The sequence below is a fragment of the Rhodococcus sp. NPDC004095 genome (genome assembly GCF_053604015.1).
The window spans coordinates 132986-157432 of sequence record NZ_JBSGGS010000006.1 but is presented as its reverse complement, the minus strand read 5'-3'; the positions used below and the strand labels follow the sequence as shown (position 1 = coordinate 157432).

Below are 24447 nucleotides of genomic sequence, written 5' to 3'. Positions count from 1 at the left end.
AGGAGGCCGGCATGACCGACGCCGCACCGACCCTCGACATCTGGAACCCGGGCTGGCCGGATCCGTTTCTCCCGACGGTCGATTCCGACGACGAGTACGCCGATCTGGTCGAGGCGCTGCGCGAGGTGCAGGAGGCGGTGACCCGGAGCCGTCCGACCCCCCAGGTCGCCAGGGAGGCCGCGGCCGCGCTGCGGGCGGTCGCACGGCGAATGCGGGCGTTCGAGGTCGACGAGGACAGTCAGATCGCCGGAAAACGTTGGGAGATACCGGGGAAGGGTCATGCACTCGCGCCCGCCCTGCGCATCGACACCGTCACCGACACCGCGGCCACCGGCCGGGTGACGGTCGGGCGGTTCCACTCCGGCCGGTACGCGATGAACGGCGGGGTGACGCCGCTGATCTTCGACGAGCTCCTCGCCCGGCTGGCGAACAGCGCCGGTCGACCCTGGGGGCGCACCGCCTACCTCAACGTGAACTTCCGGGCGCCCGCGCCGCTGCACACCGAACTGACCGTGGCGGCGGAACTCGTTGGGCAGGAAGGGCGCAAGCGCTTCCTGCGCGGGACGCTGCACCACGGCGACGTCCTCGTTGCCGACGTCGACGGGCTGTGGGTGGAACTCAAGCCCGAACAGACTCACAACATCTCGAAAGACCTGGAAGGAAGCGAACGATGAGCGGGTTCTCGCTGCTGGACGGCGTTCGGGTCCTCGAGGTCGCCCAGCTGGCCCCGGCCTCGCTGGGCGGGCACCTCGCGGACCTCGGCGCCGAGGTGATCAAGGTCGAGTCGGGGCCGCTCGGCGACCCGGTTCGGGTCGGCGGCAGCCGGGCGATCGGTGATGCGGACGGACCGGCGTTCATGCACCTGCGGTGGAACCGCGGCAAGAAGTCGGTCGCCCTCGACCTGCGCAGTCCCGAGGGAAAGCAGGCATTCCTCGACCTCGCCCGCTCCTGCGATGCCGTCATCGAGGGAATGCGGGGTGGCTACCTGGACTGGCTCGGCGTCGGCTACGAGCAACTGCGACAGGTGAATCCGAAGATCGTGTTGTGCACCGTGTCCGGCATGGGCACCGACGGCCCGTACCGCGGGCTCGGTACCGGCGGACCGGTGTTCGACGCCTACGCCGGGCTCCGTGAGGTGAGCACCCCCGCCGCGCCGCCGACCGAGGGCATGGCGGGCTCCACCACCCCGCCCATCGCGATGTACGCCCTCGGCGCGTACGGGGCGATGGGACTGCTCGCCGCGCTGCACAGGGCCGGGGCCACCGGCGAGGGGAGTCACGTCGAGGTGGCAGGCATCGACGTCGCGGCTGCATGGATGCCGGACCTGGTCGATGCGGAGCTGAACAAGGACCGGTCGATTCCGCGTCCGACCTGGTTGCCGGACGGGCGGCTGCCCGACTGGCCGCGGCTCGAGGCCTACCGCACCAGCGACGGCGAGGCGATCCTGTTCGGGTCGCACGTGGAGAAGTTCTGGCACAACTTCCTCGTCGCGGTCGGCCGGGAGGATCTGATCGGAGTCGACCTCACCAGCACCGACGACGGTGCGCCCGCTCGCGCGGACCTGGTGTGGCGGGCGCTGACGGAGATCTTCGCGCAGCGCACCCGCGCCGAGTGGGTGGAGTTGTTCCTCGAGCACGGCATTGCGGGCGGCCCGGTCAACACGGTGGCCGACATGCTCGCCGACCCGCACTTCCGGGCGCGCGAGAACACCTACCGGGTGGACCATCCGGAGGTGGGTGAGCTCGAGTTCGTGGTCAGTCCGGTGCGGGTCGCGGGGGAGAAGTTCGCGCCCGCGCTGCCGCCGGCCGTCGGCGCCGACACCGCCGACGTGCTGCGGTCGGTGGCGGGGTACGACGACGCGCGGATCGCCGCGGCGACCGACCCGAGAACTCCCCGACGTGAGGCGCCGCGCGCCGGCTGACGGGCCCACTCCCGAGATGCGACACCCACATGAAAACAACTGTGTGGGTGTCGTTTTCGTGTCCGAAACCGAGCGTGACCAGGTGGGCCGAAAGTCTCGAATCGGGCATTGCGCACTCCGCCTACAGCTGTTAGGTTTGCGGGCACGAAGTGAGGGTGATCACACCCCGTCGACGCGGCCGGCTGACGACACTCCGGCGAGCCGGCACATGAAACGAGGAGCACAGATGAATCTCGCGGACCTGACCCGGTTCTGGGGCAAGACCCGGTCGCAGCAGCAGGCGATCGTGTTCGGGGACACGGCGCAGACCTGGGCCGAGGTCGACGCGATCACCGACGCACTCGCCCGTGGTCTGGCGGCGCGCGGTGTCCGCAAGGGCGACCGCGTCGCGGTGATGATGCTCAACCGCCCCGAGCTCGCCCACGTCATCCTCGCGACCCTCAAGCTCGGCGCGATCAGCGTCCCCCTCAACTTCCGGCTCACCGCCAAGGAACTGGCCCCGATGGTGGTCGACTCCGCGCCCCGCGTCGTGATCGTCGAGGACGACTTCGCGCCGCTCCTCGAGGTCGCCGCCGAACAGGTGGAGTTCGAGACCTACTCCATCGGCGGCAGTGCGCACCCGCCGTACGAGCGACTGATCGATCCGGGGACCGCGCCCGTGGTCGCCATCGACGCCGACGATCCCGGCTTCATCTGCTACACCTCCGGGACCACCGGCGTGCAGAAGGGTGCCCTGATCACCCACCGCAACGCGATGACCCCCGGCATCTCCCAATCCCTCACGTTCGGCTTCTCCTCGCGGGACCGGGTGCTCTGCTCGGCCCCGCTGGTGTACACCGGCTCGGTCCTGTCGATCTTCATGCAGCTCGTCGTCGTGCCCGGCGCGACGATGGTGCTGCTGCGCGAGTACGACCCGGAGATCGCGCTCGACACCTTCGAGCGCGAGCAGATCACCGCCACCACCACCGTCCCGGTGATCTGGGAGCGGATGACGATGCTGCCCGACTTCGGCACTCGCAAGCTCGCGAAGTTCACCTTCGCGGGCACGGGCGGCGCGCCGGTCAGCCTCGACCTGCTCGACTTCTACCGCTCGCACGGCATCCCGCTCACCCAGTGCTACGGCCTGACCGAGGCGTCCGGCATGGTGTCGACGCTGGCGTACGAGGACGCCGTCTCGCGTCCCGGCTTCGCCGGTCTGCCGCTGGTCGGCACCCACGTCCGGATCGGTGACCCGGGCGACGACACCCCGGCCGGCGAGGTCGGTGAGATCCTGGTCCGCGGCGAGCACGTGCTCCGGGAGTACTGGAACAAGCCCGAGGCCACCGCGGCGACCCTGGTCGAGGGGTGGCTCCGCACCGGCGACCTGGGTATGCAGGACGAGGGCGGGTTCCTCAAGATCGTCGATCGCAGCAAGGACATGCTGATCTCCGGCGGCCTGAACGTGTACCCCGCCGAGATCGAAAAGGCTCTGCACGGCATCGAGGGCCTGGTCGACCTCGCCGTCATCGGTGTCAAGGACGAGCGGTGGGGGGAGGTGCCGATGGTGATCTTCCACAGCGACCGTCCCGCCGCGGACATCGTTGCCGACATCGCCACCGTCGCCGGCGAGAACCTCGCGAAGTTCAAGCGCCCCAAGCATGCGGTGGCGCTCGGCGAACCGCTGCCGCGGACCTTCTCCGGCAAGCTCGCCAAGCCGTCTCTGCGACAGCGCTTCCCAGAGGTGCCCGCGCACGCCGTGGCCGTTGAAGGCTCCTCCGCGCCGGCCTGAATGAACACCTGACTCCGTACCACTCGCGGATGCTCCCGGAACCCCACCGCCCGGTGCATCGGCGAGGGAGCTGGTGACACACCCGGCTTCATCTCCTGCAGTTCCCCGTCTCCGAGAGGAATGCACGTCGTGGCCCGAGCTCGTGAAGTCAACATCTCCCAACTCATCGACACCGCCCCGGTCTCGGTGCTCCAGAAACGCGCCATCGCACTGTGTCTGGCGCTCGCCATCCTCGACGGCATGGACGCCCAGCTGATCGGATTCGCGATCCCCGCACTGTCCGAGGACTGGGGGCTGTCCAAGGCCTCGTTCGGGCTGCTGCTGGCCCTCAGCAGCGGCGCGATGGTGGTGGGCAGCCTGGTGTTCGGTCCCGTCGCCGACCGGTGGGGCCGACGTCGGGTCATTCTGCTGTGCACCGTCCTGTTCTCGGTGTTCACGCTCGCGTCGGCATTCGCGCCGTCGATGGGTGTGCTCATCGTGCTCCGTGTCCTCGCCGGCATCGGGCTCGGCGGCGTCACGCCGAACCTGATCGCGCTGACCAGCGAGTACAGTCCCGCGCGTAACCGCTCCACTCTGGTCACCATCGTCGTTGCCGGCATGTCCCTGGGCGGATTCCTCGGCGGACTTGCTGCCGCCCAACTGATTCCGGCGTACGGCTGGGAGTCGATCTTCTTAGCCGGCGGCGTCCTCCCGCTCGTCGTCGCGGCGCTGGCCTGGGCCGGTCTTCCGGAGTCCGGCAAGTTCCTCGCGGCCCGTGGCGATCACGCCGGCGCCGCGAAGATCCTGTCGGCGATCGCTCCGGGAGCCGATCTGTCCGGCGCGGTCCACTTCACCCAGGACACGGTCGTCGTGACGAAGTCCCCGGTCCGCGAGCTCTTCGCGAACGGACGCGCCCTCGACACCGTCCTGCTGTGGGTGGTGTTCGTCATCAACTTCCTGGTGATCTACTTCCTGTTCGGGTGGATGCCGTCGCTGTTCAGCCAGGCCGGGCAGAGCGCGTCCACCGCGATCCTGGCGGCCGCGTTGTTCAACCTCGGCGGTATGGCCGGTGCCCTGTCCGTGGGCCACATCACCGACCGGGTCGCTGCCGCGTGGGGACAGTCCGGTGGATCCCGCGCCGCGTACGCGGTCGTGATGGGGGGCTACACGCTCGGGGCCCTGTTCATCGGGGCGGTCGCGATGTCCCTCTCGAATCCGACGCTGCTGCTGATCACAATCTGCGTCGTCGGATTCGGCATCTCGGGCAGCTCCGCCGGAATCATCGCGATCGCGGCGTCGATCTACCCGGTCGCCGCCCGTTCGACCGGTATCGGCTGGGCCATGGGCATCGGCCGCATCGGATCGATCGTCGGGCCCACCGTCGGCGCGGCGTTGATCGCGGCCGGGATGGATGCCCGCACGATCTTCCTGCTCATGGTGGTGCCCACAGCGCTCGCGGTCGTCACGCTCGGGGTGCTGTTCGTGCGGGACCGGCTGCGCGGACGCGCCGCAACCGGATCCGCGGTGCTGGCGCCGATCACCGCGGACGTGGACTGAGGTCATGCGATCCGCCACGTCCCGGCACACGTCGTTCTGCCGGCTGTGCGCCTCCTCGTGCGGGGTGCTGCTCGACATCGAGGACGGGCGGATCGCACGGGTGCTCGGGGACGCCCGGCACCCGATCTCCGGCGGGTACACCTGCCCGAAGGGGCGCCGTGGCGGCGATCTCGTCCACGGGCCGGACCGGTTGACCACCTCGATGCGGCGCACCTCCGCCGGATCACACGAACCGGTGCCGGTGGCGCGGGCCGTCGCCGAGATCGCGGATCGCCTGCGCGCCATCGTGGACCGCCACGGGCCGGATGCGGTCGCGCTGTTCATGGGCACCCAACAGAACTTCGCCGCTCTCACACCCCCGATGGCCCGCGCGTGGTTCAAGGGCACCGGATCACACAAGCTGTTTTCCACCATGACCATCGACCAGTCCGCGAAATGGGTTGTCGCCGAACGAATGGGAACATATCTCGGGGGACGGCAGCGATTCGAGGCCGCCGGCGTGTGGCTCCTGGCGGGCACCAACCCGGTCGTCTCCGGCAACGGGGGCGACGGGGACGGAGCGGTCGTGCAGAACCCGTCCGTCACCTTGCGCGCGGCCCGCGAGCGTGGGTTGCGGCTGATCGTCGTCGACCCGCGCCGCACCGAGACCGCGGCGCTGGCCGACGTGCACCTGGCCCCGCGCCCGGGGACGGACGCGGTGCTGCTCGCGGGCCTGCTCCACGTCATCCTCACCGAGCGTCTTCACGACGCCGACTTCTGTCGCCGGTACACCGCCGATTCGGGGGCTCTCGCCGACGCCGTGTCCGATGTGACTCCCGCTGTCGTGCAGCGGATCTGCGGCGTCCCCGCCGACCGGGTCCGTACCGCGGCGCGGATGTTCGCAGCCGGCAGTCGGGGGATGGCGACCAGTGGGACGGGGCTGTGCATGGGCCCGCACTCGAACCTCGCGGAGCACCTCGTCGCCGCCCTGAACGTGGTGTGCGGACGGTACCTGCGCGAGGGGGAGCGGGCCGACGACCGCGCCGTCCTGACCCGGCACGTGCCCGCCCGCGCGGAGGTCGCCCCGCCGTCCCGGGCCTACGAACGCGGCTATCCCAGCCGCATCGGTGGGGTGCGCGCGATGCGCGGCGAGCTCCCGTCCGGCCTCCTCGCCGACGAGATCCTCGCGCCCGGACCCGACCGGGTGCGGGCGCTGATCGTCTCCGGAGGCAATCCGGCCGCGGCCCTGCCGGACCGGGGGAAGGCGTTGCGCGCGTTGCGCTCCCTCGACCTGCTGGTGTGCATCGATCCCCGCATGTCGGACACAGCCCGGCTCGCGCACTACGTGATCGCGCCGACCACCATGTACGAACGTGCCGACCACACCGCGATCATGGAGCCGTTTTTCCCGCGCCCGTTCGCGCAGTTCACGCCCGCCGTCGTGACGCCGCCTCCCGATGTCGTCGACGACTGGCGGTTCTTCCTCGACCTCGCGGCCGCCTCGGGGCAGCCGCTCAAGTTCGCCGGGCGCATCCTCGATCCCGCCGCGCCGCCGACCTCCGAGCAGATGTTGGCGATGATGGCCGAACGGGGACGCGTCCCGTTCGCCGACCTGGTCGCCGCCCCGCACGGTCACCTCGCCGGCGACAGCGGCGCCGTCGTGGGCCCCGCGACCGCGGAGGGAGCCGGCCACCGCCTGCACCTGATGCCCGACGACGTGCGCGCCGAACTGCGCGCAGCGCTGACGGACACGGCTGTCACCGAAAGGTTTCCGCTGCTACTCACGGTCCGCCGGATCCGCGAGACCGTGAATTCCACCGGAACCCGCGTGCCCGGGCTCGTACCGGGCGGAACCAACCCGGCGAGCATGCACCCCGACGACCTCGCCGCCCTCGGTGTCGCCGATGGTCAGCGGGTGACCGTGCGCTCGGCGTCGGGACGGCTGCGCGCGACCGCACGGGCGGATCGTTCCCTGTCCCGGGGCACCGTGACGATGACCCACTGCTTCGGCAGTGTCGACCGGCGGGAGGACCTCGGAGTGAACGTCAACGTGCTCACCGGAACCCGGGACGGTGTGCAGGCGATCAACGCGATGCCGACGATGACCGCCGTCCCCGTCGCGGTCGAGCCCACGACGAGCGAAGAGGACGATTCGTGATGACCACCACCGAAGCACGCACCGGGCATCGCATCTGCCCGCTGTGCGAGTCGACCTGCGGGCTGCTGGTCGAACTCGAGGGCCGTGCCATCACCCGGGTCGCCCCGAACCCCGCGGACCTGATGAGCGCGGGACACAGCTGCGCGAAGGGTCTCGGGCTCGGCCACATCGAGGGCGACCCCGACCGGATCCGGACACCGCTGCTGCGCACCACCGGCGGCGGGTTCCGGGAGGCCACCTGGGGCGAGGCCTTCGCCGAGATCGCGCGCCGGCTACCGGAGTTCGTCACCGACGATCCGGGTAGCTGCGCGCTTTACCACGGCAATCCGGCCGCCCACCACCTGGATTCGACGTTCTATCTCGGCGAGCTGATCGGTGCGCTCGGCACCCGGAACGTCTACTCGCCGGCCAGCGTCGACACGTGGCCGAAGAACCTCGCGCACATGCTCCTGTACGGCACGGGGCTGGGCATGAGCCTGCCCGACATCGACCGCACCGACTATCTGCTGATCCTCGGCTCGAACCCGATGGTGTCCAACGGCAGCACCGTCACCGCGCCCGGCATGCACCACCGGTTGCAGGCGTTGCGCGAGCGGGGCGGCACCCTCGTCGTGGTGGACCCGGTGCGCACCCGCACCGCCGAGGTCGCGGACCAGCACGTACCGATCCGGCCCGGCACCGACGCGCTGTTCCTGCTCGGCGTGCTCTCGGTGATCGCGGCGGAGGGCTTGGCCCGACCGGGCCGCGTGCCGGACGTCGTCGACGGTCTGGACGAGGCGCTCGCGCTGGCACGCGAGTACACCCCGGAGTCGGTCGCCGAGGCTTGTGGGGTCGACGTCGCGCTGATCCGGACAGTCGCCCGCGGGTTCGCGGGAGCGACTGCGGCGGTGGCGCATTCGCGGATCGGCACCTGCATGCAGGAATTCGGCACGCTCGCGAACTGGCTCGTCGAGGTGCTCACGATCGTCACCGGGAATCTGGACCGCCCCGGCGGTGCGATGTTCTCGCTCCCCCCGGCCGGCGGTCAGAACACCTGGCCGGTCACGAAGCCGCCGAAGCTGATGTTCGATCGCTGGCGTTCCCGGGTTCGGGGGCTGCCGGAGGCGATGGGGGAGCTGCCCGCCGTGTGCTTCGCCGAGGAGATCCTCACCCCCGGACCCGGCCGCACCCGCGCACTGATCACCCTCGCCGGCAACCCCGCGCGGTCCCTCCCGAACAGCGGTGCGATCGAGGAGGCGCTCGACGCGCTCGAGTTCATGGTGTCGGTGGACTGCTACCTCAACGAGACCACCCGCCACGCGGACGTCATCCTGCCCCCGCCGCCGGTGACGACCCGTGGCCACCATGACGTGACGTTGTCGCACTTCCAGATCCGGAACGTGGCCCGCTACACGCCGCCGCTGCTGGACCTCGCGGACGGAGAGATGGCGGAATGGCAGATCCTGCTGCGGCTGGCCGCGATCGCGAAGGGCACCCCGCACCGTCCCGTCGACGAGATGGACGACGAGGTCGCGGCCGTCGCCGCGCGGCGGGCCGCGAAACTCGCCGGCTGCGAATCGGAGCGGGCCGGCGAGGCGACCGCCGGTCGCCGCGGACCGCAACGGCTGCTCGACCTGCGACTGCGCAGCGGACCCTACGGTGACCGGTTCGGCCTCGACCCCGGTGGACTGACCCTCGCGGCGCTCGAGGACAACCTCGACGGCATCGACTACGGACCACTGACCTCTCGCCTGCCGGAGGTGCTGCGCACCCCGGACGGACGGATTCACCTCGTGCCCGAGATGATCGCCCGAGATCTGCCGCGCCTGCGCGCGAGCATGACCCGGCCCGCCCCGGAACTGGTGCTGATCAACCGGCGCCAGCGCCGGGGCATGAACTCGTGGCTGCACAACGCGCTGCCCCAGCCCGACGGCGGCCAGTGCGCACTGCTGATGAGCCCGCACGACGCGGCCGAACGAGGTCTCGTCGACGGCGACCGGGTCGCGGTGACGTCCCGCGTCACCACCGTGGCCGCGGAACTGAGGATCGACGATGCGCTGCGGCCCGGCGTGGCGAGCATGCCGCACGGGTGGGGCCATGACGGTCCGGGACTGCGCACACCCCGGTCGGCCTCGGCTCCCGGCAGCAATTACAACGCGCTGGTGGACGACGACACGGCACTGGAGGCGCTGACCGCGTCCCCGATCTTCAACGGCGTCCCGGTCACGGTGACGCGCACGAGCGAGGAGCACTCCTGATGGCGTACGTGGTCACCCAGAACTGCTGCAACGACGCGACCTGTGTCGCGGTGTGCCCAGTCGACTGCATCCATCCGACCCCCGCCGAACGGGAATACCGGCGCACCGAGATGCTGTACATCGATCCGGGCACCTGCATCGACTGCGGCGCCTGCTCCGACGTCTGCCCGGTGGACGCGATCGTCCCCGGTGACGCAGTCGTACCGGACATCGACCGCTATCGCGACATCAATGCCGAGTACTTCCAACGGAATCCGCGCACCGCTGCCCCGGGTGCGCACGTCCAGCCGCTGCCACTCGCCATCGCGACCGCGGGTGTGGTCGACCCGCCGCCGCTGCGGGTGGCGATCGTGGGATCCGGGCCGTCGGCGTTCTACGCCGCCGAGGAACTCCTCGCCCGCCGCGACATCGCCGCCGAGGTCACCATGTTCGAACGGCTCCCTGTCGCAGGGGGACTGGTGCGTTTCGGTGTGGCACCGGATCACTGGCACACCAAGACGGTGGACCGCGTGTTCGACCGCACGGCACGCCGCACCGGCTTCGCGTTCCACCTCGGTGTCGAGGTCGGGCGCGACGTGACAGTCGAGGAGGTGCTGGCCCACCACCACGCGGTGATCCACGCGTCCGGTGCATCAGGCGATCGGCGCCTCGGTGTCCCCGGCGAGGAGCTGCCGGGCAGCCACGCCGCCAGGGAGTTCGTGGCCTGGTACAACGGTCACCCCGACCACGCCGCTCGCTCCTTCGACCTGACCGGGTCGCGCGCCGTCGTGGTCGGCAACGGCAACGTCGCACTCGACGTGGCCCGCATCCTCGTGTCCGACGTGGAGACGTTGCGCCGCACCGACATCGCCGATCACGCCCTGTCCGCGCTGGCGGACAGCCGGATCGAGGAGGTGGTGGTGCTGGGCCGTCGCGGCCCCGAGCACGCGGCCTGCACCACCCCCGAACTGCTCGCGCTCGGATCGCTGCCGGGGATCGACGTGCTCGTGGACGGGCCGGTGGACGCGGGCCCGGATGCACCGACGAAGCTGCAGATCCTGGCGGACTACTCCCGGCGCACGCCGACGCCGGGCAACCGGCGGATCGTGCTGCGGTTCGGGAGCACACCGATGGAGGCGTTCGGTGTGAACCGCGTCGAGGCAGTGCTGGTGGCGGACACCGAGTCGGGGGCAGGCGACAGGATCGAGTGCGGGCTGGTGCTGCGGGCGGTCGGCTACCGGGGGCTGCCGATCCCGGGTCTCCCGTTCGACGATGCCACCGGCACGGTCGCCAATGTCGCGGGCCGTGTGGTGGAACCGGAAACCGGCGACCCCGTCGCCGGTCAGTACGTGGCCGGCTGGATCAAACGCGGCGCGACCGGGGTGATCGGCACAAACCGCTACTGCGCTGCGGAGACGGTCGAGTCGCTGCTCGCCGATCACCGCGACGGGCAGCTCGCGACACCGGTGTCCACGGCCGGCGAACTGACGACGCTCGTCCGCACCCGCCGCCCCGATGCGCTCAGTGGTGCGGACTGGCGTGCGATAGACCGCCACGAGCGAGAGCGCGGCCGGGAGGCGGGCCGTCCCCGCATCAAGATCGTGGACGCAGACACCGCGGTGTCCGTCGCGACTGCCGCCCGAGGTCCTCGATGACACGCACCGTCCACACCTTCTGCCGAATCTGCGAGCCGGGGTGCGGCCTGCTCGCGGAGGTCGACGGCGGTGAGGTCACCCGGCTGCAACCCGACCGGGATCACCCGGTGCACCGCGGATTCTCCTGCCACAAGGGCGTGCACTACCTGCAGGTCCACCGCGATCCGGATCGGCTCGACCGGCCGCTCCGACGGGCGAACCCGCGCAGCGAGGAACGCGGCGTCTTCGAACCGGTCGACTGGGACGACGCCGCCCGGGACATCGCTGAACGGCTGCAGGACATCCGACGGCGGCACGGACGGAACGCGCTCGCGGTGTACCAGGGCAACCCGTCGGCCTTCAACGGCGCCTACTACGCGAACGCCGCGACGATCGCGCGTGGCTTCGACACCCGCATGCGCTTCAGCGCCGGAACCCAGGACACCTCCGCCAAATACGCTGCCAGCGAGGCGATCTACGGAGCGTCGATGGCGCACCCGATCCCCGACCTGCTGCACACGGACTACTTCCTGTGCCTCGGCAGCAATCCGCAGGTGTCGCACATGACGCTGATCCACATCTCTGACCCCATGGCGAAGATCCGGGCCGTCAAGCAGCGGGGCGGCACGGTGCTCTTCGTGAATCCCCGCAGGATCGAGTCGTCGTCACCGGAGACCGGTGACGTCCTGCAGATCAAGCCGGACACCGACTTCTATTTTCTCGCCGCGTTGCTGCACGAGATCGTCTTCCGGATCGGGTACGACCGGGCCGAGGTGGAACGTCACGGCCGGAATGTCGACGGCCTGCTCGAGTTCGTCCGGCGGTATCCCGCCGAGCGGGTTGCGTCGGTCGTCGGTGTCCCGGCCGAGGCGATCCTGCGGGTCGCGGCCGACTTCTGCGCGGCGCCGAGCGCGAGCATCTACATGGCAACGGGGGTGAACCAGGGGCGCCAGGGCGCGCTGGCGTACTGGATGCTGACGATGGTGAGCCTGTTCTCCGGCAACCTCGGCCGTTGGGGCGGCAACATCTACTCCCGCGGCGTCGCCGACGTGGTGCAGCACTCGAAGCGCAAGCGGGAGGACCCCTTCTTCGACGGGCCGTTCGGGGAGATGCGTACCGTCGGTGGTGATCTGCCCGCGGCCCTGCTCCCGGAGTTCATCGAGAGCCCGGACGATCCGATCCGCGCACTGATCGTCGTATCGGGTAATCCGCTGCTGTCGGTGGGCGGCGACGGACGACTGCGTCGAGCTCTCGAGCAGCTCGAGCTGATCGTGACGGTCGACCTGTACCGCACCGTCACCGGCGAGATCGCGGACTACGTTCTGCCGGCGACGGATTGGCTCGAGCGGGAGGACGTGAACTTCCTGAACACGATGGGCGTCGCGATGGAGCCCTACGTGCAGTACACGCCCGCGGTTGTCCCGGCGGCGGGGGAGCGACGCGACGACTGGTGGATTCTGTCGCGCATCCAGCAGGAGATGGGTGTTCCGACCCTGCTCGACGATCCGGAACCGAATCCGTTCGCTGCCGTCGACGCGGCGCTGGCGGAGTCGGGACTGAGTATCGAGACCCTGCAGGCGATGCCGTGCCAGACCGCAGTGCTGCCGGAGGCCGTCCCGTCCGACGCCTTCGACATCGCGGTACAGCACGAGGACGGGTTGATCGACTGCTGCCCGGCGCTCTTCCGGCGCTCGTACGCGAGCGCCGAGCGCATCTTCGAGGAACTTGCCGCCGAACCCGCCGACCAGCTCAAACTGATCACGCGCCGGACCAACTACATGGTCAACAGTTGGTTGCACAACATTCCGGTACTCAAACAGGGTGTCCATCAGGACAATCCGCTGTGGATGAATCCGGACGACGCGCGCGGCCGCGGTCTGGTCGAGGGCGACGACGTCGCGGTGCGCAACCGGCACGGGGAGGTCCACGCGGTGCTGGTGTACGACGACGCCCTGCGTCCGGGGGTCGTGGCGATGACGCACGGCTGGGGTCAAGGCACCGCCCACGGTCTCGACGTGGCCCGCCGACACCCCGGCGTCAACGTCAACAGGCTCGCGCCCACCGGACGGGAGGGCTACGACCCGCTCAGCAACCAGTCTCACCTCACCGGTATAGGCGTCGACGTCGTGCGGCAGTGAGGTGGGCGTGCCGGGTACCGTTCTCGGCGAATGGATCGGGAACGGTACCGGCAACGCGTGTGGTTCCATCGGATCGAACACGTGCACAGCGAGTTTCGCTGCTCAGTGGTTGTTCTCGAGTTCGACGACCTCGGGGCGGTCGGAGGCGCTTCCTCCGCTGGCGGGAGCCCGACCGTGCTTCATCAGGAGCACGCTCACGATGCCGACCACGCAGACCACGGCGAGGATCACGTACACGATCCGGAACCCGTGCATGTCGTACCAGACCATGGACGTTTCGGGGTTGATGCCCTGAACCGACGACGCGAGGATCAGGCCGAACACCGCCAAGCTCAGCGAGCCCGACAGCTGCTCGGCCTGGAACTTCATCGACGCACCGATGCCCTGTGATGTCGCCGGCACCGCTTCGATCAGCAGATTCCCCGAGGACGCGTAGTAGCAGCCCTGGCCCATTCCGAGCAGCAGACCCACCGCGATGACCGCGGCGGTGTTGGTGACGATGCCGCCTGCCAGCAGCAGGCACGAGATCAGCCAACAGGTTCCGCCGATGGCGAGGGGGATTCTCGGACCCCACCGACGGCTGCCCCAGCCGGCGAGCAGGCCGGTGAGCGCACCGGTCAGGCCGAAGGGAACGCCGAGGTAGATGGCGTACTGCAACGCGGACAGGCCCAGCCCCGGTGTGTCGGTGCCCGGCGCAGACGAGGCACGCAGCATCTGCGGCAGGATCCCGTTCCCGGCCGCGACGGCGGCCCCGAGTAATGCACAGACCGCGAGCGTCGTCCATACCGGCGGGTGGGAGAGCAGACGGAAGGAGATCAACGGCTCGGCGGTCCGGCGTTCGATGAAGTAGAAGGCGATCAGCGTCAGGACTCCGATCACCGCCGCGGGCGTCCGATAGTTGACGAAGGTGGCCGCGTACATCAGGAGACCGACTCCGGCACCGAGGAAGGCCGCGCCCACATAGTCGACGCGGTGGCGGGCCCGTACCGTCGTCTCGGGGACGAAGAGCGCCACCAGGGTTCCGGTGACGAGGACGTAGGCGAGCAGGAAGACGAAGGTGGCCTGCCAGCCGCTGTTGTCGATGAGCCAGCCACCGAGCAGTGGGCCCAGCAGACCGGACACACCGAAGCCGAGCCCGATGCCGCCGATGCCGATCGGGACGAACCTCGCAGGTAGCAGGTCACGGATCAGCCCGTAGGTGATCACCGAGCCGATCATGCCGATTCCCTGGACAGCGCGTCCGAACAGCAGAATCTCGAATGTCGGCGCGAAGATGCAGATGACCGCGCCGACCGCGACCGCGGCGGCGCCGGCGAGGAGCACCTTCTTCTTGCCGTATCGGTCGCCGAGCTTGGCGAAGATCGGCACGACCACCGCGCCCACCAGCAGGCCGAGGGCGAACACGATGCTGACGCTGGTGACGCCGAAATGCGCCGCGATGTTCGGCAGTGCGGGCGCGACCATGTTGAACTCGAAGGCGAACACCTCGGCCAGCAGAACGAGCAGGACGACGATCGTGATCGAGCGACGTTTGGAGAGTTCACCGGGGGTCGTCAGGGATACGGCCGCCACGGTGTCGGCCGAGGCCGCCATGGGGGATGCGCTCCCGGGAGGCTGCGGGGCCATCAGGATTCTCCGTCCGTTCGGCGGAACGCGCGGGAAGGGCGCTCGGTTGCTGCTGCTGTCGTGGTCATGCCGTCACCCCGCCGGGACGTTCGCCGACCACCGAGATGCGCTCCATGACGCGGCGCTGCGGGAAGTAGTCGCTGGTGGCGTAGTGCTGGCAGGATCGGTTGTCCCAGACGGCGATGGTGTCGGGCTGCCACTTCAGGCGAACCTGGAATTCGGGGCGCTGAATGTGCCGGTACAGGCCGTCGAGCAGGGCATCCGACTCCTCGCCGGTGACCCCGACGATCCGGTTGGTGAAGAGCGCGTTGACGAAGAGGACCCGCCGGCCGTTCTCGGGAATGACGCGGACCACGGGATGTTCCACCGGCGGGTGGTCCGCGCGGAACCCCTCGCGCACCTCGTCCTCCATGTAGGACCCGAAGGTATTGATCCAGTCGTGCTCGGCACGCGCCCCGTCGAGGCGCTCCTTCATCTCATCGGTGAGCGCGTCGTAGGCGGCGCCCATGTCAGCCCAAAGCGTGTCGCCACCCACCTCCGGGATCTCAATCGCTCTGAGAACCGCTGCCTTGGAAGGTGTTTCAAGGAATGTCACGTCGTTGTGCCAGTTGTTCTCGTATCCGGGGCTACCGGTTCCGCGGGCCAGGGTGGAGACATCCTTCGCCGATTGGCCGGGCTGCGCGAAGCGGAAGAAGGGATGGAGTTCGATCTCGCCCAGCCGGGCGGCGAACTCGCGGTGCTCGTCGCGGGTGATGTGCTGGTCCCGGAAGAAGAGGACCTTCCATTCCAGCAGTGCCCGCTCGATTTCCGCGAACGCCTCGTCGTCGAGGCTGCCGAGGTCGATCCCGCTGATCTCGGCGCCGATCGTCGGGGTCACCGCACGCAGGGTGATCCGATCGTAGGTTTGCGGGCCGAACGAGTCCGGAGAACGGCGGGACACGATCGGGCCCAGTCCCACGGCTGCCATGGCGGGGGTTGTCACGGAATGCTGACGCAACATGAGGTTTCCTTTCCGGGCGATTCTTCGTATGACGAACGGACCAGGCGAAGTGCTCTGGTCGGGCCGATGAGAATCGAACAAACGGCGAATATCGACGCCGGTCGGCCAGGATGGCGTAGCCGGGTCGTCTTTGCATTTGAATGTATTGGGGTACAACAAAACAGACCGACATCGCGGCCAAGAACGGGGCGCAGTTGTCCGGGGCCGCCGGCCGGGAGGTGACGTGGCTGGGCCGCGACCTAAGCGTCGATCGGGGAGGCCGGTGCCTCGAACAGTCCGACACCGGAATCGACGAGATCGGAAATCCGTGCGGAAAGATCGTCGATCTCGTCGATCGATCCCTCCATCCGGGCGATGGCGACGGCGGTCAGGTGCGCCAGGTTCATCGCTCGATTCCGTGCCGTCGAGTCCGGGAGATCGCTTTGCTCGACGAGCTGGTCCATCACGTCACGGACACTGTCTGCGTGGAGGTGCTGATAGATCATGTCGGCGAGCAGTGGATCGTTCATGCACTGTACGAGAAAGCGTGCGTAGTAGCTGTTTTCGTGGAACACGGTTTCCTGGGCGAACGGAAGAACCAATGCCTCGACCAGTGTCCGTATCGTGGTCCGGCTCGAGTTGCGATGCAGCATCTCTCGCCTGCGTTCGTTGATCGTCGCCATTCTCCTGTCGACGACGGCAGCGACTAGTCCGGCCTTGGATCCGAAATGATACTGCGCCGCAACACGGTTCGACTGTCCGGACATGGTGTGGACCTGACGCAGAGTCATGGCTGCGATGCCGCGTTCGGCGATCAACTCTTCTGCGGCGTCGATCATCCGTTCCCGCGATGTGAGCTGCGTCATGTGACAAAATTTAAAGGCATTAGGATTAAAAGTCAATGAGGTTCCGGCGAGAGGGTGAAGGACGTGGGTGGTGCAACTCGGTGGCCGAAGTGGGTCTATCGGGAAGGGGAGGAGCCCGACTACCGGTTCAGTTTCGCCAATGAGCGAACCTTTCTGGCGTGGATCCGAACCGCGTTCGCTCTTCTGGCGGCGGGGGCGGCGCTGGAAGTGGTCGACCTGTCGTTGTCCGAGGCCGCTCGAAAAATGCTGGGAGTGCTCCTGGTCTGCGCCGGCATTGTCGTTGCCGTGAACTCGTGGGTGCGCTGGGCGCGGGCGGAGGTGGCCATCAGGCGTGGCGAACCACTGCCGACGTTCCGGTTCGGCGTCGTTTTCTGCGTGGTCACGGTCGCGGCGGCCCTGATCGTTCTGGTGGCGACATGGTGAAACGGGATCCGGGACTGGCCAACGAGAGGACCGCGCTGGCCTGGCAGCGCACGGCGTTGTCGGTGATGGTCGGTGCGGCAGTCATCGCCCGCCTGGTGGGCAGGGCGTGGGCGCCCGCGATCGTCGCACTCCTTGCTGGTTCGGCTCTGCTGGGGGCGTGGGTCTTCGGGGGGAGTGGCGCGCGGTACGCCCGGCACGCCGGCCGTCGGCGACAGGGCCGGGCGCGAAGCGGGTTGCCGCCATTGACTCTCGCCAGCGCCGTGTGCCTCGTCGGGGCGGGTGAGTTGATTGCCGTGCTCGTCTGACGAGTGCCTCCGGGTCGGGGCGGCTTCGTGGCTTCGACCTTGCTCGTCGGGCTTGTGAACAGAACCAAATGCCATTAGGTTAACCGAGTGTGACGTGGGCCACCTCCAGGGTGCCACGTACCCCTGTCCTGCGCGGCGGAGGTTCGAGTAGAACCGGCCGCGGCGACTCCTCGGGAGGCATTCCATGAGCGGAACCGTGATCGACGCACTCACCTACTGGGCACGAACCGTCCCCGACCAGCCCGCGATCGACTTCGCCGGCGACGTGGTGACCTACCGCGAACTCGACACCTGGGCGGACGGCGTCGCCCACGACCTCGCTGCGCGAGGCGTCACGGCCGGGGACCGGGTCAGCTACCTCGGCGTGAACTCCCTGGAATGGTGCGTCGCGGCGCTCGGCGCGATGAAGGTGGGCGCCATCTCGGCACCGTTCAACCAGCGGATGCTCGCCGGCGAGCTGACCACCCTGGTGGAGGACTGTGAGCCCACGGTCGTGTACTGCGACGAGGCCCTGCGCTCGCGCCTCGACGAAGTGCACGCGCCGCGCGGCACCTTCGCCATCGCGGAATTCGAGACGGACGTCCGCCCGCTCCGCGGCAGGGCACACGCGGCGTTCCGCACGCCGGTGACCGAGCAGTCCGATCCCACCGCGATCGTGTTCACCAGCGGCACCACCGGCAAGCCGAAGGGTGTCGTGTTCACGCACGCCACCATTGCCGGCGAGATGCACGAGTGGTCACTGATGGAGCCGATCGAGCAGAACGGCCTGCGCCCGCTGCTCGTGCTGCCGCTGTTCACCGCGGCGGGCATCATCTGGGGCATCTCGCGCACCGTGCTGCACGGCGGCACCCTCCTGCTGCAGCCGGGATTCGATCCAGAGGCGGCGCTGCGGGTGATGAAGGACAGCCGCGCCACCACCCTGACCGGACCGCCGATCCTGTTCGAGCAGATCTCCCGGGTGCCCGGCTTCGAGGGCGCGGACCTGAGCCACCTCACCACCGCCCACGTCGGCGGGGCCCGGGTGCCCTCGGCGCTGGTCGGGGTCTGGCTGGCCCGGGGCGTGCAGCTGCGGCAGATCTACGGGCAGACCGAGATCGGCGGATCGGCCACCGCGATGCCCCGGAACGAGGCGGCCGACCATCCCGACAAGTGCGGTTTCGGCGGGATCTTCACGAAGATCCGCGTCGTCGACGCGGACGGGAACGAGTGCGCCCCGGGCGAAGTGGGTCAGATCCTGCTGCGAGGTCCGGGCATGATGCCGGGATACTGGCGCAACGAGGACGCCACCCGCGCCGCGCTGATCGACGGCTGGCTGCACACCGGCGACCTCGGAAAGCTCGACGAGAACGGCTATCTCACCTTCGTGGACCGGCTCAAGGACATGATCATCTCCGGCGGACTGAACATCTCGCCGGCCGAGATCGAGCAGGTGATCAACCGCATGCCCGGCGTCGAGGAGGTCGCGGTGATCAGCGTGCCCGACGAGAAGTTCGGCGAGACACCCGCCGCGATCGTGAAGAAGGTGGAGGGGTTGACCGAGGCGGACGTCGTCGAGCACTGCAACCGCAACCTCGCCGACTTCAAGGTCCCGCGGTACGTGGTGTTCGTCGACAGCGGGCTGCCCCGGATGGCCAGCGGCAAGATCTCCAAGCGGGACCTGCGGGATACCTATTCCGATGTGCCCCAGACCTACCCGAAGGTGCGGTGACGGTGGTGTCCGAGCAACAGCGGGTGGCGGTGGTGACCGGCGGCGGCCGCGGGATCGGGGCCGCGATCTCCCGGCGCCTGGCCGCCGACGGGTTCGCGGTGGCCGTCAATTATTCGTCCAGCGCGGCGGACGCGCATGACGTGGTGGACAAGATCGTCGCCGCGGGCGGGCGGGCCGCCGCGATCCGCGCGGACGTGTCCGACGCCACCCAGGCCGAGCAGTTGATCACCGCCGCGACAGCAGATCTGGGGTCGGCGCCGACCGTGCTGGTCAACAACGCAGGGATGAACATCGCCGGAGCGGCGCGTAAGCAGTCCCCTGCGGACTGGGACCGGGTGATCGGCGTCAACCTCAGTGGCGCCTTCTACTGCACCCACGCCGCGCTGCCCGCGATGTACGAGAGCGGTTGGGGGCGTGTCGTCTTCGTCAGCAGTCCGTCGGGTGGGCGGCGGCCGTCACCGGGCATGAGCGCCTACTCCGCCGCGAAGGCGGGGCTCGTCGGCATGACCCGTTCGATGGCCCTCGAGGTCGCGCGCCGTGGGATCACCGTCAACACCGTCATGCCCGGCTTCGTGGAGACCGACATCATCGCGTCGGGCGGCGACGGTGCCGTGGAGACCCTTGCGGCCCACTGGCCGAGGATCCCGGCCGAATCCATCGCCTCCACGGTGTCGTTCCTCGTCAGCGAGGAGGGCAGGCACGTCTCCGGTGAAGAGGTCGGCGTCTGGCTGGGCGGCCCGGTCGGCGTCTGAGACGGTTCCGTCACCTGTGCGCACATCCGGTGGTCAGGCCCACCTGTGCGTCGTCAGGACATAGTGGACAGTTCGAGGTGTCGCGACATCATGGACAGGTGTTGCCTTCGACGATCTGTCGATGACACGTCGAGGGAGGGTCCTCGGCCCGGCGGTCGTTGCGGCGATCGCCGATCGGGCCAGGGGGAAGAAGGTCGACGCCACCGTCCCTCGACCACCTCTACGGAGGTGGTCGGGGCGATGGTGCTCGCGCGCAAGCAGTTGCCCGATCAGGGCCGCGACAACGGTCCGTTCCATATCCGGCGACGACTCGTCGAGATGGGGTCGAACGGTTCCGTCGGAGTCGACGATCTACCGGATCGACATTCCTGGTCTCGACGTTCAGTTGGCACGCGGCGTTCATCTTCACCGGAATCCTCTCCGTGGCGTACCAGCGGTCTGGTGGCTCCTGTACGGCCTCCGGCGCGAGCATGATCGTCGACCCCATGGGTGTGGTGCTCGCGGGCCTGGGGGAGCGTGAAGGGGTGGTCGTCGCGCGTGCGTCCGGTTCCCCGACCGCCCCGGACCGGCAGCCTCGGCTCGCAACGTAGTTGCAACGCTCCTCGTCTTAGTGTTCTACATCACATCAGGCCGGTGGTCACGGCACCACATCCGCACACGGCGCAGGAGTTCGAACAATGACCGAGTACCTCCCTCCGGGTCAGCCCGGCACGCCACGCCCGCGGGCAAGGGCGGCCACCCTCACGACGGTGGGGGGTGGACAGTGTCGGTGGTAGAACATCCGCAGGGCTCCGGCTCCGCCGTGCACCCGAACGGCTCCGCCGAGCACCACGACGGAGCCGACTTTCACGACGAGGACCGCAGGTATCTCGAAAAGAGAACTCTGCGTAAGGGTTCCGCGGGTTGGCTGCTGCTCGCCGGCCTGGGCGTCAGCTACGTCATCTCCGGCGACTATGCCGGTTGGAACAACGGCCTCGCCGAGGGGGGCTTCGGCGGTCTGCTCATCGCCGCCGTCGTCATCGCGGGCATGTACCTCGCCATGGTCCTCGGGATGGCCGAACTGTCCTCTGCGCTGCCCGCTGCCGGTGGCGGCTACACGTTCGCCCGCCGGGCGCTCGGACCGTGGGGCGGATTCGCAACCGGCACAGCAATTCTCATTGAGTATTCGATCGCTCCGGCAGCCATCGCGACCTTCATCGGCGGATACGTCGAATCGCTGAACCTGTTCGGGATCACCGACGGCTGGTGGGTGTACCTCGCGGTCTACGCCATCTTCATCGGCATCCACCTGACCGGCGCCGGGGAAGCGCTCAAGGCCATGTTCGTGATCACTGCGATCGCACTGGTCGGGCTGATCGTGTTCGCCATCTCGGCGGTCGGCTTGTTCGACTCGGGCAACCTCACCGACATCGCGCCGACCGACGCCGTCGGGGCGTCGAGTTTCCTGCCGTTCGGTCTGTTCGGCATTTGGGCCGCGGTCCCGTTCGCGATCTGGTTCTTCCTGGCCGTCGAGGGTGTCCCGCTCGCCGCAGAGGAGGCGCGGGAGCCCGAGAAGAACGTGCCGCGTGGAATCATCATCAGCATGCTCGTCCTGCTGGTGACCGGGGCGACGGTACTGTTCCTGGCCACCGGGGCGCTGGGCGCCGAGGCCCTGTCGAACTCGGGCAACCCGCTCGTCGAGGCACTCGGGGACGGTGCGGCCGCCAAGGTGGTCAACTACATCGGCCTGGCCGGGCTCGTCGCGAGCTTCTTCTCGATCATGTACGCCTACTCCCGGCAGACCTTCGCCTTGTCACGGGCCGGGTACCTGCCGAAGAACCTGTCGGTGACCAATTCCCGGAAGGCGCCGGTGCTCGCACTCATCGTGCCGGGCGCGGTCGGTTTCATCCTCTCGCTCACCGGAGAGGGCGCGATGCTGCTGAACATGGCGGTGTTCGGCGCGGCCGTCAGTTATGTCCTGATGATGGTGAGCCACATCGTCCTGCGGCGTCGAGAGCCCGGAATGCGGCGCCCGTATCGCACGCCCGGTGGCGTCGCCACCACGTCGTTCGCGCTCGTGATCGCCGCCGTGGCCGTTGTCGCTACCTTCTTGGTCGACCCCGTCGCCGCGCTGTGGACCCTTGTCGCGTTCGCCGGTTTCATGGCGTACTTCGGGCTCTACAGTCGCCACCGTCTCGTTGCCAACTCGCCGGACGAGGAGTTCGCTGCTCTCGCGCGGGCGGAGGAAGACCTGGAATGACGATCTACACGCAGCAGGTGGCCGGCGTCGGCCACACCTTCGAGGGCCTCGTCGACCTGATGGCGAAGGCGACGCCGCTGCGCAGCGGCGACGAGTTGGCCGGCTGTGCGGCTACCTCGGACGCCGAGCGGGCGGCCGCGCAGTGGGCGCTCGCGGACGTCCCGCTCGGCACGTTCCTCGAGGACCTCCTCGTCCCGTACGAGGACGACGAGGTGACGCGGCTGATCATCGACACCCACGACAAGATGGCGTTCGGGGAGGTTGCCCACCTGACGGTCGGCGGGTTGCGGGACTGGTTGCTGGCGACAGCGGCGGCGCCGAACGCGGCCGAGACGTTGGCGCGGGTCGCGCCGGGGCTGACGCCGGAGATGGTCGCGGCGGTCAGCAAGATCATGCGTAATCAGGACCTGATCGCCGTCGCTCGGGCCGCGGAGGTGACGGCGGCGTTCCGGACGACGCTCGGGGTGCCGGGCCGGCTGGCCACGCGCCTGCAGCCGAACCATCCGACAGACGACCCGAGGGGCATCGCGGCGGCGACGCTCGACGGGTTGCTGCTCGGCTGCGGTGACGCCGTGATCGGGATCAACCCTGCGACGGACTCGCCGCATGCCACCGCGGACCTGCTGCACCTGCTCGACGAGATCCGGCAGCGCTTCGACATCCCGGCGCAGTCGTGTGTGCTCTCGCACGTGACGACGACGATGGGTCTGATCGAGGAGGGTGTGCCGGTCGATCTGGTGTTCCAGTCGATCGCCGGCACGCAGGGCGCCAATTCGTCTTTCGGTGTGGATATCTCGCTGCTGCGGGAGGCGAATGCGGCGGGACGGTCCCTGCGCCGCGGCACGGTCGGGGACAACGTGATGTACCTGGAGACCGGGCAGGGGTCCGCGCTGAGCGCAGGTGCGCACTTCGGGACCGGGGGCCGTCCCGTCGACCAGCAGACCCTCGAGACCCGCGCCTACGCCGTCGCCCGCGACCTCGAACCGCTGCTGGTCAACACCGTCGTCGGGTTCATCGGTCCCGAGTACCTCTACGACGGCAAGCAGATCATCCGCGCCGGACTCGAGGACCACTTCTGCGGCAAGCTCCTGGGGCTGCCGATGGGCGTCGACGTCTGCTACACGAACCACGCCGAGGCCGACCAGGACGACATGGACACGTTGCTGACGCTGCTCGGCGTGGCCGGGGCCGCGTTCGTGATTGCGGTGCCCGGCGCGGACGACGTGATGCTCGGCTACCAGAGCCTCTCGTTCCACGACGCCCTCTACGCCCGGCAGGTGCTGGGTCTGCGGCCGGCGCCCGAGTTCGAGAACTGGTTACGGCGCCTCGGCCTGATGGACGAGGGGGGCCGGGTGCTGCCGGTGGACGCATCGACCTCGCCGTTGCGCGCGTTGACGGGGGTGAAGTGACGTGGACGATCCGGCACTGCAGAGCTTCTGGGACGAGCTGCGTACCACGACGCAGGCGCGGATCGGGCTGGGTCGCTCCGGTGACGCGCTGCCGACGGCGCGGGTGCTCGAGTTCCGTGCCGCGCATGCCGCCGCGCGCGACGCCGTGCACCAACCGCTCGACACCGGGCCGCTCGTCGACCGGGTCGAGGCCGTCGGGCTGGGGCGGCCCGTGGTCGTCACCAGCCGGGCGGCGGAGCGGAGCGAGTACCTCCGCCGACCGGATCTGGGACGGACGCCTGCGGACCTGGCCGCGGTCGAGTCGACCACCGCGGACATCGGAGTCGTTCTCGCCGACGGATTGTCGCCGCGGGCGATCGCCGATCACGCGGTGCCCCTCCTGTCGGCACTCGTCGCCGAGTTCGACGGACGCTTTACCGTCGCGCCGCCGGTGATCGCGACGCAGGCGCGGGTGGCACTCGGCGACCACATCGGTGCGGCGCTGGGGGTGCGGACGGTACTGGTGCTGATCGGGGAGCGTCCCGGACTGTCGGTCGCGGACAGCGTGGGGGTCTACCTCACGCACCGTCCGACGCCCGGGCGCACGGACGCCGACCGCAACTGTGTCTCCAACATCCACCCACCCGAGGGGCTGGACTACGCAGTCGCCGCTCGGGTGGTCGCCGGCCTGGTTGTCGGGGCACGCCGACTGGGCCGGTCCGGCGTGGACCTCAAGGACACCTCACGCGCCGACGCACTCGACGGCGCCGGCCCGAGTATCGGTGTCATCGATTCGGCGGCAACGTGATGC

At 69.1% G+C, this 24447-nt stretch carries 18 protein-coding genes; 15 read left to right on the top strand and 3 right to left on the bottom strand.

Translation table 11 applies throughout. The features are described from left to right. Positions 1–11 precede the first annotated feature (11 nt). From ACWEPG_RS13760 to ACWEPG_RS13725, 8 genes are all read left to right on the top strand, one after another. The gene (locus ACWEPG_RS13760; RefSeq protein ID WP_450112543.1) at positions 12–674 is read left to right on the top strand and encodes a PaaI family thioesterase; all 663 of its coding nucleotides are present in this window, start codon (positions 12–14) and stop codon (positions 672–674) included. Continuing rightward, a complete protein-coding gene (locus ACWEPG_RS13755) occupies positions 671–1921 on the top strand; it encodes a CaiB/BaiF CoA transferase family protein (protein ID WP_450112544.1) in 1251 nt (416 codons plus the stop codon). Before ACWEPG_RS13760 ends, ACWEPG_RS13755 begins: the two co-directional genes overlap by 4 nt. Positions 1922–2147: 226 nt before the next feature. Next, the gene (locus ACWEPG_RS13750) at positions 2148–3689 is read left to right on the top strand and encodes a class I adenylate-forming enzyme family protein (RefSeq protein WP_450133939.1); all 1542 of its coding nucleotides are present in this window, start codon (positions 2148–2150) and stop codon (positions 3687–3689) included. Positions 3690–3818: 129 nt separating this feature from the next. After that, positions 3819–5225: an MFS transporter gene (locus ACWEPG_RS13745; RefSeq protein ID WP_450133940.1), complete on the top strand. Its 1407-nt coding sequence runs from the start codon at positions 3819–3821 to the stop codon at positions 5223–5225. 4 nt (positions 5226–5229) lie between these two features. Beyond that, positions 5230–7362: a molybdopterin-containing oxidoreductase family protein gene (locus ACWEPG_RS13740; RefSeq protein ID WP_452594595.1), complete on the top strand. Its 2133-nt coding sequence runs from the start codon at positions 5230–5232 to the stop codon at positions 7360–7362. After that, positions 7362–9599, top strand: coding sequence for a molybdopterin-dependent oxidoreductase (locus ACWEPG_RS13735; protein ID WP_452594594.1), 2238 nt, complete (start codon positions 7362–7364; stop codon positions 9597–9599). Before ACWEPG_RS13740 ends, ACWEPG_RS13735 begins: the two co-directional genes overlap by 1 nt. Then, positions 9599–11233: an FAD-dependent oxidoreductase gene (locus tag ACWEPG_RS13730; protein ID WP_452594593.1), complete on the top strand. Its 1635-nt coding sequence runs from the start codon at positions 9599–9601 to the stop codon at positions 11231–11233. Before ACWEPG_RS13735 ends, ACWEPG_RS13730 begins: the two co-directional genes overlap by 1 nt. Further along, positions 11230–13350: a molybdopterin-containing oxidoreductase family protein gene (locus ACWEPG_RS13725; protein ID WP_452594592.1), complete on the top strand. Its 2121-nt coding sequence runs from the start codon at positions 11230–11232 to the stop codon at positions 13348–13350. The genes ACWEPG_RS13730 and ACWEPG_RS13725 overlap by 4 nt, the downstream gene beginning before the upstream one ends. A gap of 102 nt (positions 13351–13452) precedes the next feature. On the opposite strand, the gene ACWEPG_RS13720 is transcribed toward ACWEPG_RS13725, so the two are convergent. The 3 genes from ACWEPG_RS13720 to ACWEPG_RS13710 all read right to left on the bottom strand — a co-directional run bounded on the left by ACWEPG_RS13720 (position 13453) and on the right by ACWEPG_RS13710 (position 16821). Continuing rightward, the gene (locus ACWEPG_RS13720; protein WP_452594591.1) at positions 13453–14943 is read right to left on the bottom strand and encodes an MFS transporter; all 1491 of its coding nucleotides are present in this window, start codon (positions 14941–14943) and stop codon (positions 13453–13455) included. A gap of 97 nt (positions 14944–15040) precedes the next feature. Next, positions 15041–15976: a TauD/TfdA dioxygenase family protein gene (locus ACWEPG_RS13715; RefSeq protein ID WP_450112651.1), complete on the bottom strand. Its 936-nt coding sequence runs from the start codon at positions 15974–15976 to the stop codon at positions 15041–15043. A 239-nt stretch (positions 15977–16215) separates the two neighbouring features. Beyond that, a complete protein-coding gene (locus ACWEPG_RS13710) occupies positions 16216–16821 on the bottom strand; it encodes a TetR/AcrR family transcriptional regulator (RefSeq protein WP_450112551.1) in 606 nt (201 codons plus the stop codon). Positions 16822–16875: 54 nt separating this feature from the next. On the opposite strand from ACWEPG_RS13710, the gene ACWEPG_RS13705 reads away from it, so the two are divergent. The 7 genes from ACWEPG_RS13705 (at position 16876) to eutC (ending at position 24444) form a co-directional block, all read left to right on the top strand. Further along, the gene (locus tag ACWEPG_RS13705) at positions 16876–17244 is read left to right on the top strand and encodes a YidH family protein (RefSeq protein WP_450112552.1); all 369 of its coding nucleotides are present in this window, start codon (positions 16876–16878) and stop codon (positions 17242–17244) included. Further along, on the top strand, positions 17238–17549 hold the full coding sequence (locus tag ACWEPG_RS13700; RefSeq protein WP_450112553.1) for a DUF202 domain-containing protein: 312 nt from the start codon (positions 17238–17240) through the stop codon (positions 17547–17549). The genes ACWEPG_RS13705 and ACWEPG_RS13700 overlap by 7 nt, the downstream gene beginning before the upstream one ends. 184 nt (positions 17550–17733) lie before the next feature. Then, positions 17734–19257, top strand: a complete 1524-nt coding sequence (locus tag ACWEPG_RS13695; protein ID WP_450112554.1) for a class I adenylate-forming enzyme family protein — start codon at positions 17734–17736, stop codon at positions 19255–19257. Next, the gene (locus ACWEPG_RS13690; protein ID WP_450112555.1) at positions 19254–20009 is read left to right on the top strand and encodes an SDR family oxidoreductase; all 756 of its coding nucleotides are present in this window, start codon (positions 19254–19256) and stop codon (positions 20007–20009) included. Before ACWEPG_RS13695 ends, ACWEPG_RS13690 begins: the two co-directional genes overlap by 4 nt. A gap of 763 nt (positions 20010–20772) precedes the next feature. Next, positions 20773–22248, top strand: coding sequence for an ethanolamine permease (gene eat, locus ACWEPG_RS13685; RefSeq protein ID WP_450112556.1), 1476 nt, complete (start codon positions 20773–20775; stop codon positions 22246–22248). Then, the gene (locus ACWEPG_RS13680) at positions 22245–23657 is read left to right on the top strand and encodes an ethanolamine ammonia-lyase subunit EutB (RefSeq protein ID WP_452594590.1); all 1413 of its coding nucleotides are present in this window, start codon (positions 22245–22247) and stop codon (positions 23655–23657) included. Before eat ends, ACWEPG_RS13680 begins: the two co-directional genes overlap by 4 nt. 1 nt (position 23658) lies before the next feature. Next, complete coding sequence (gene eutC / locus ACWEPG_RS13675) at positions 23659–24444, top strand: ethanolamine ammonia-lyase subunit EutC (protein ID WP_450112558.1); 786 nt, start codon at positions 23659–23661, stop codon at positions 24442–24444. The last annotated feature ends 3 nt before the right edge of the window (positions 24445–24447 follow it).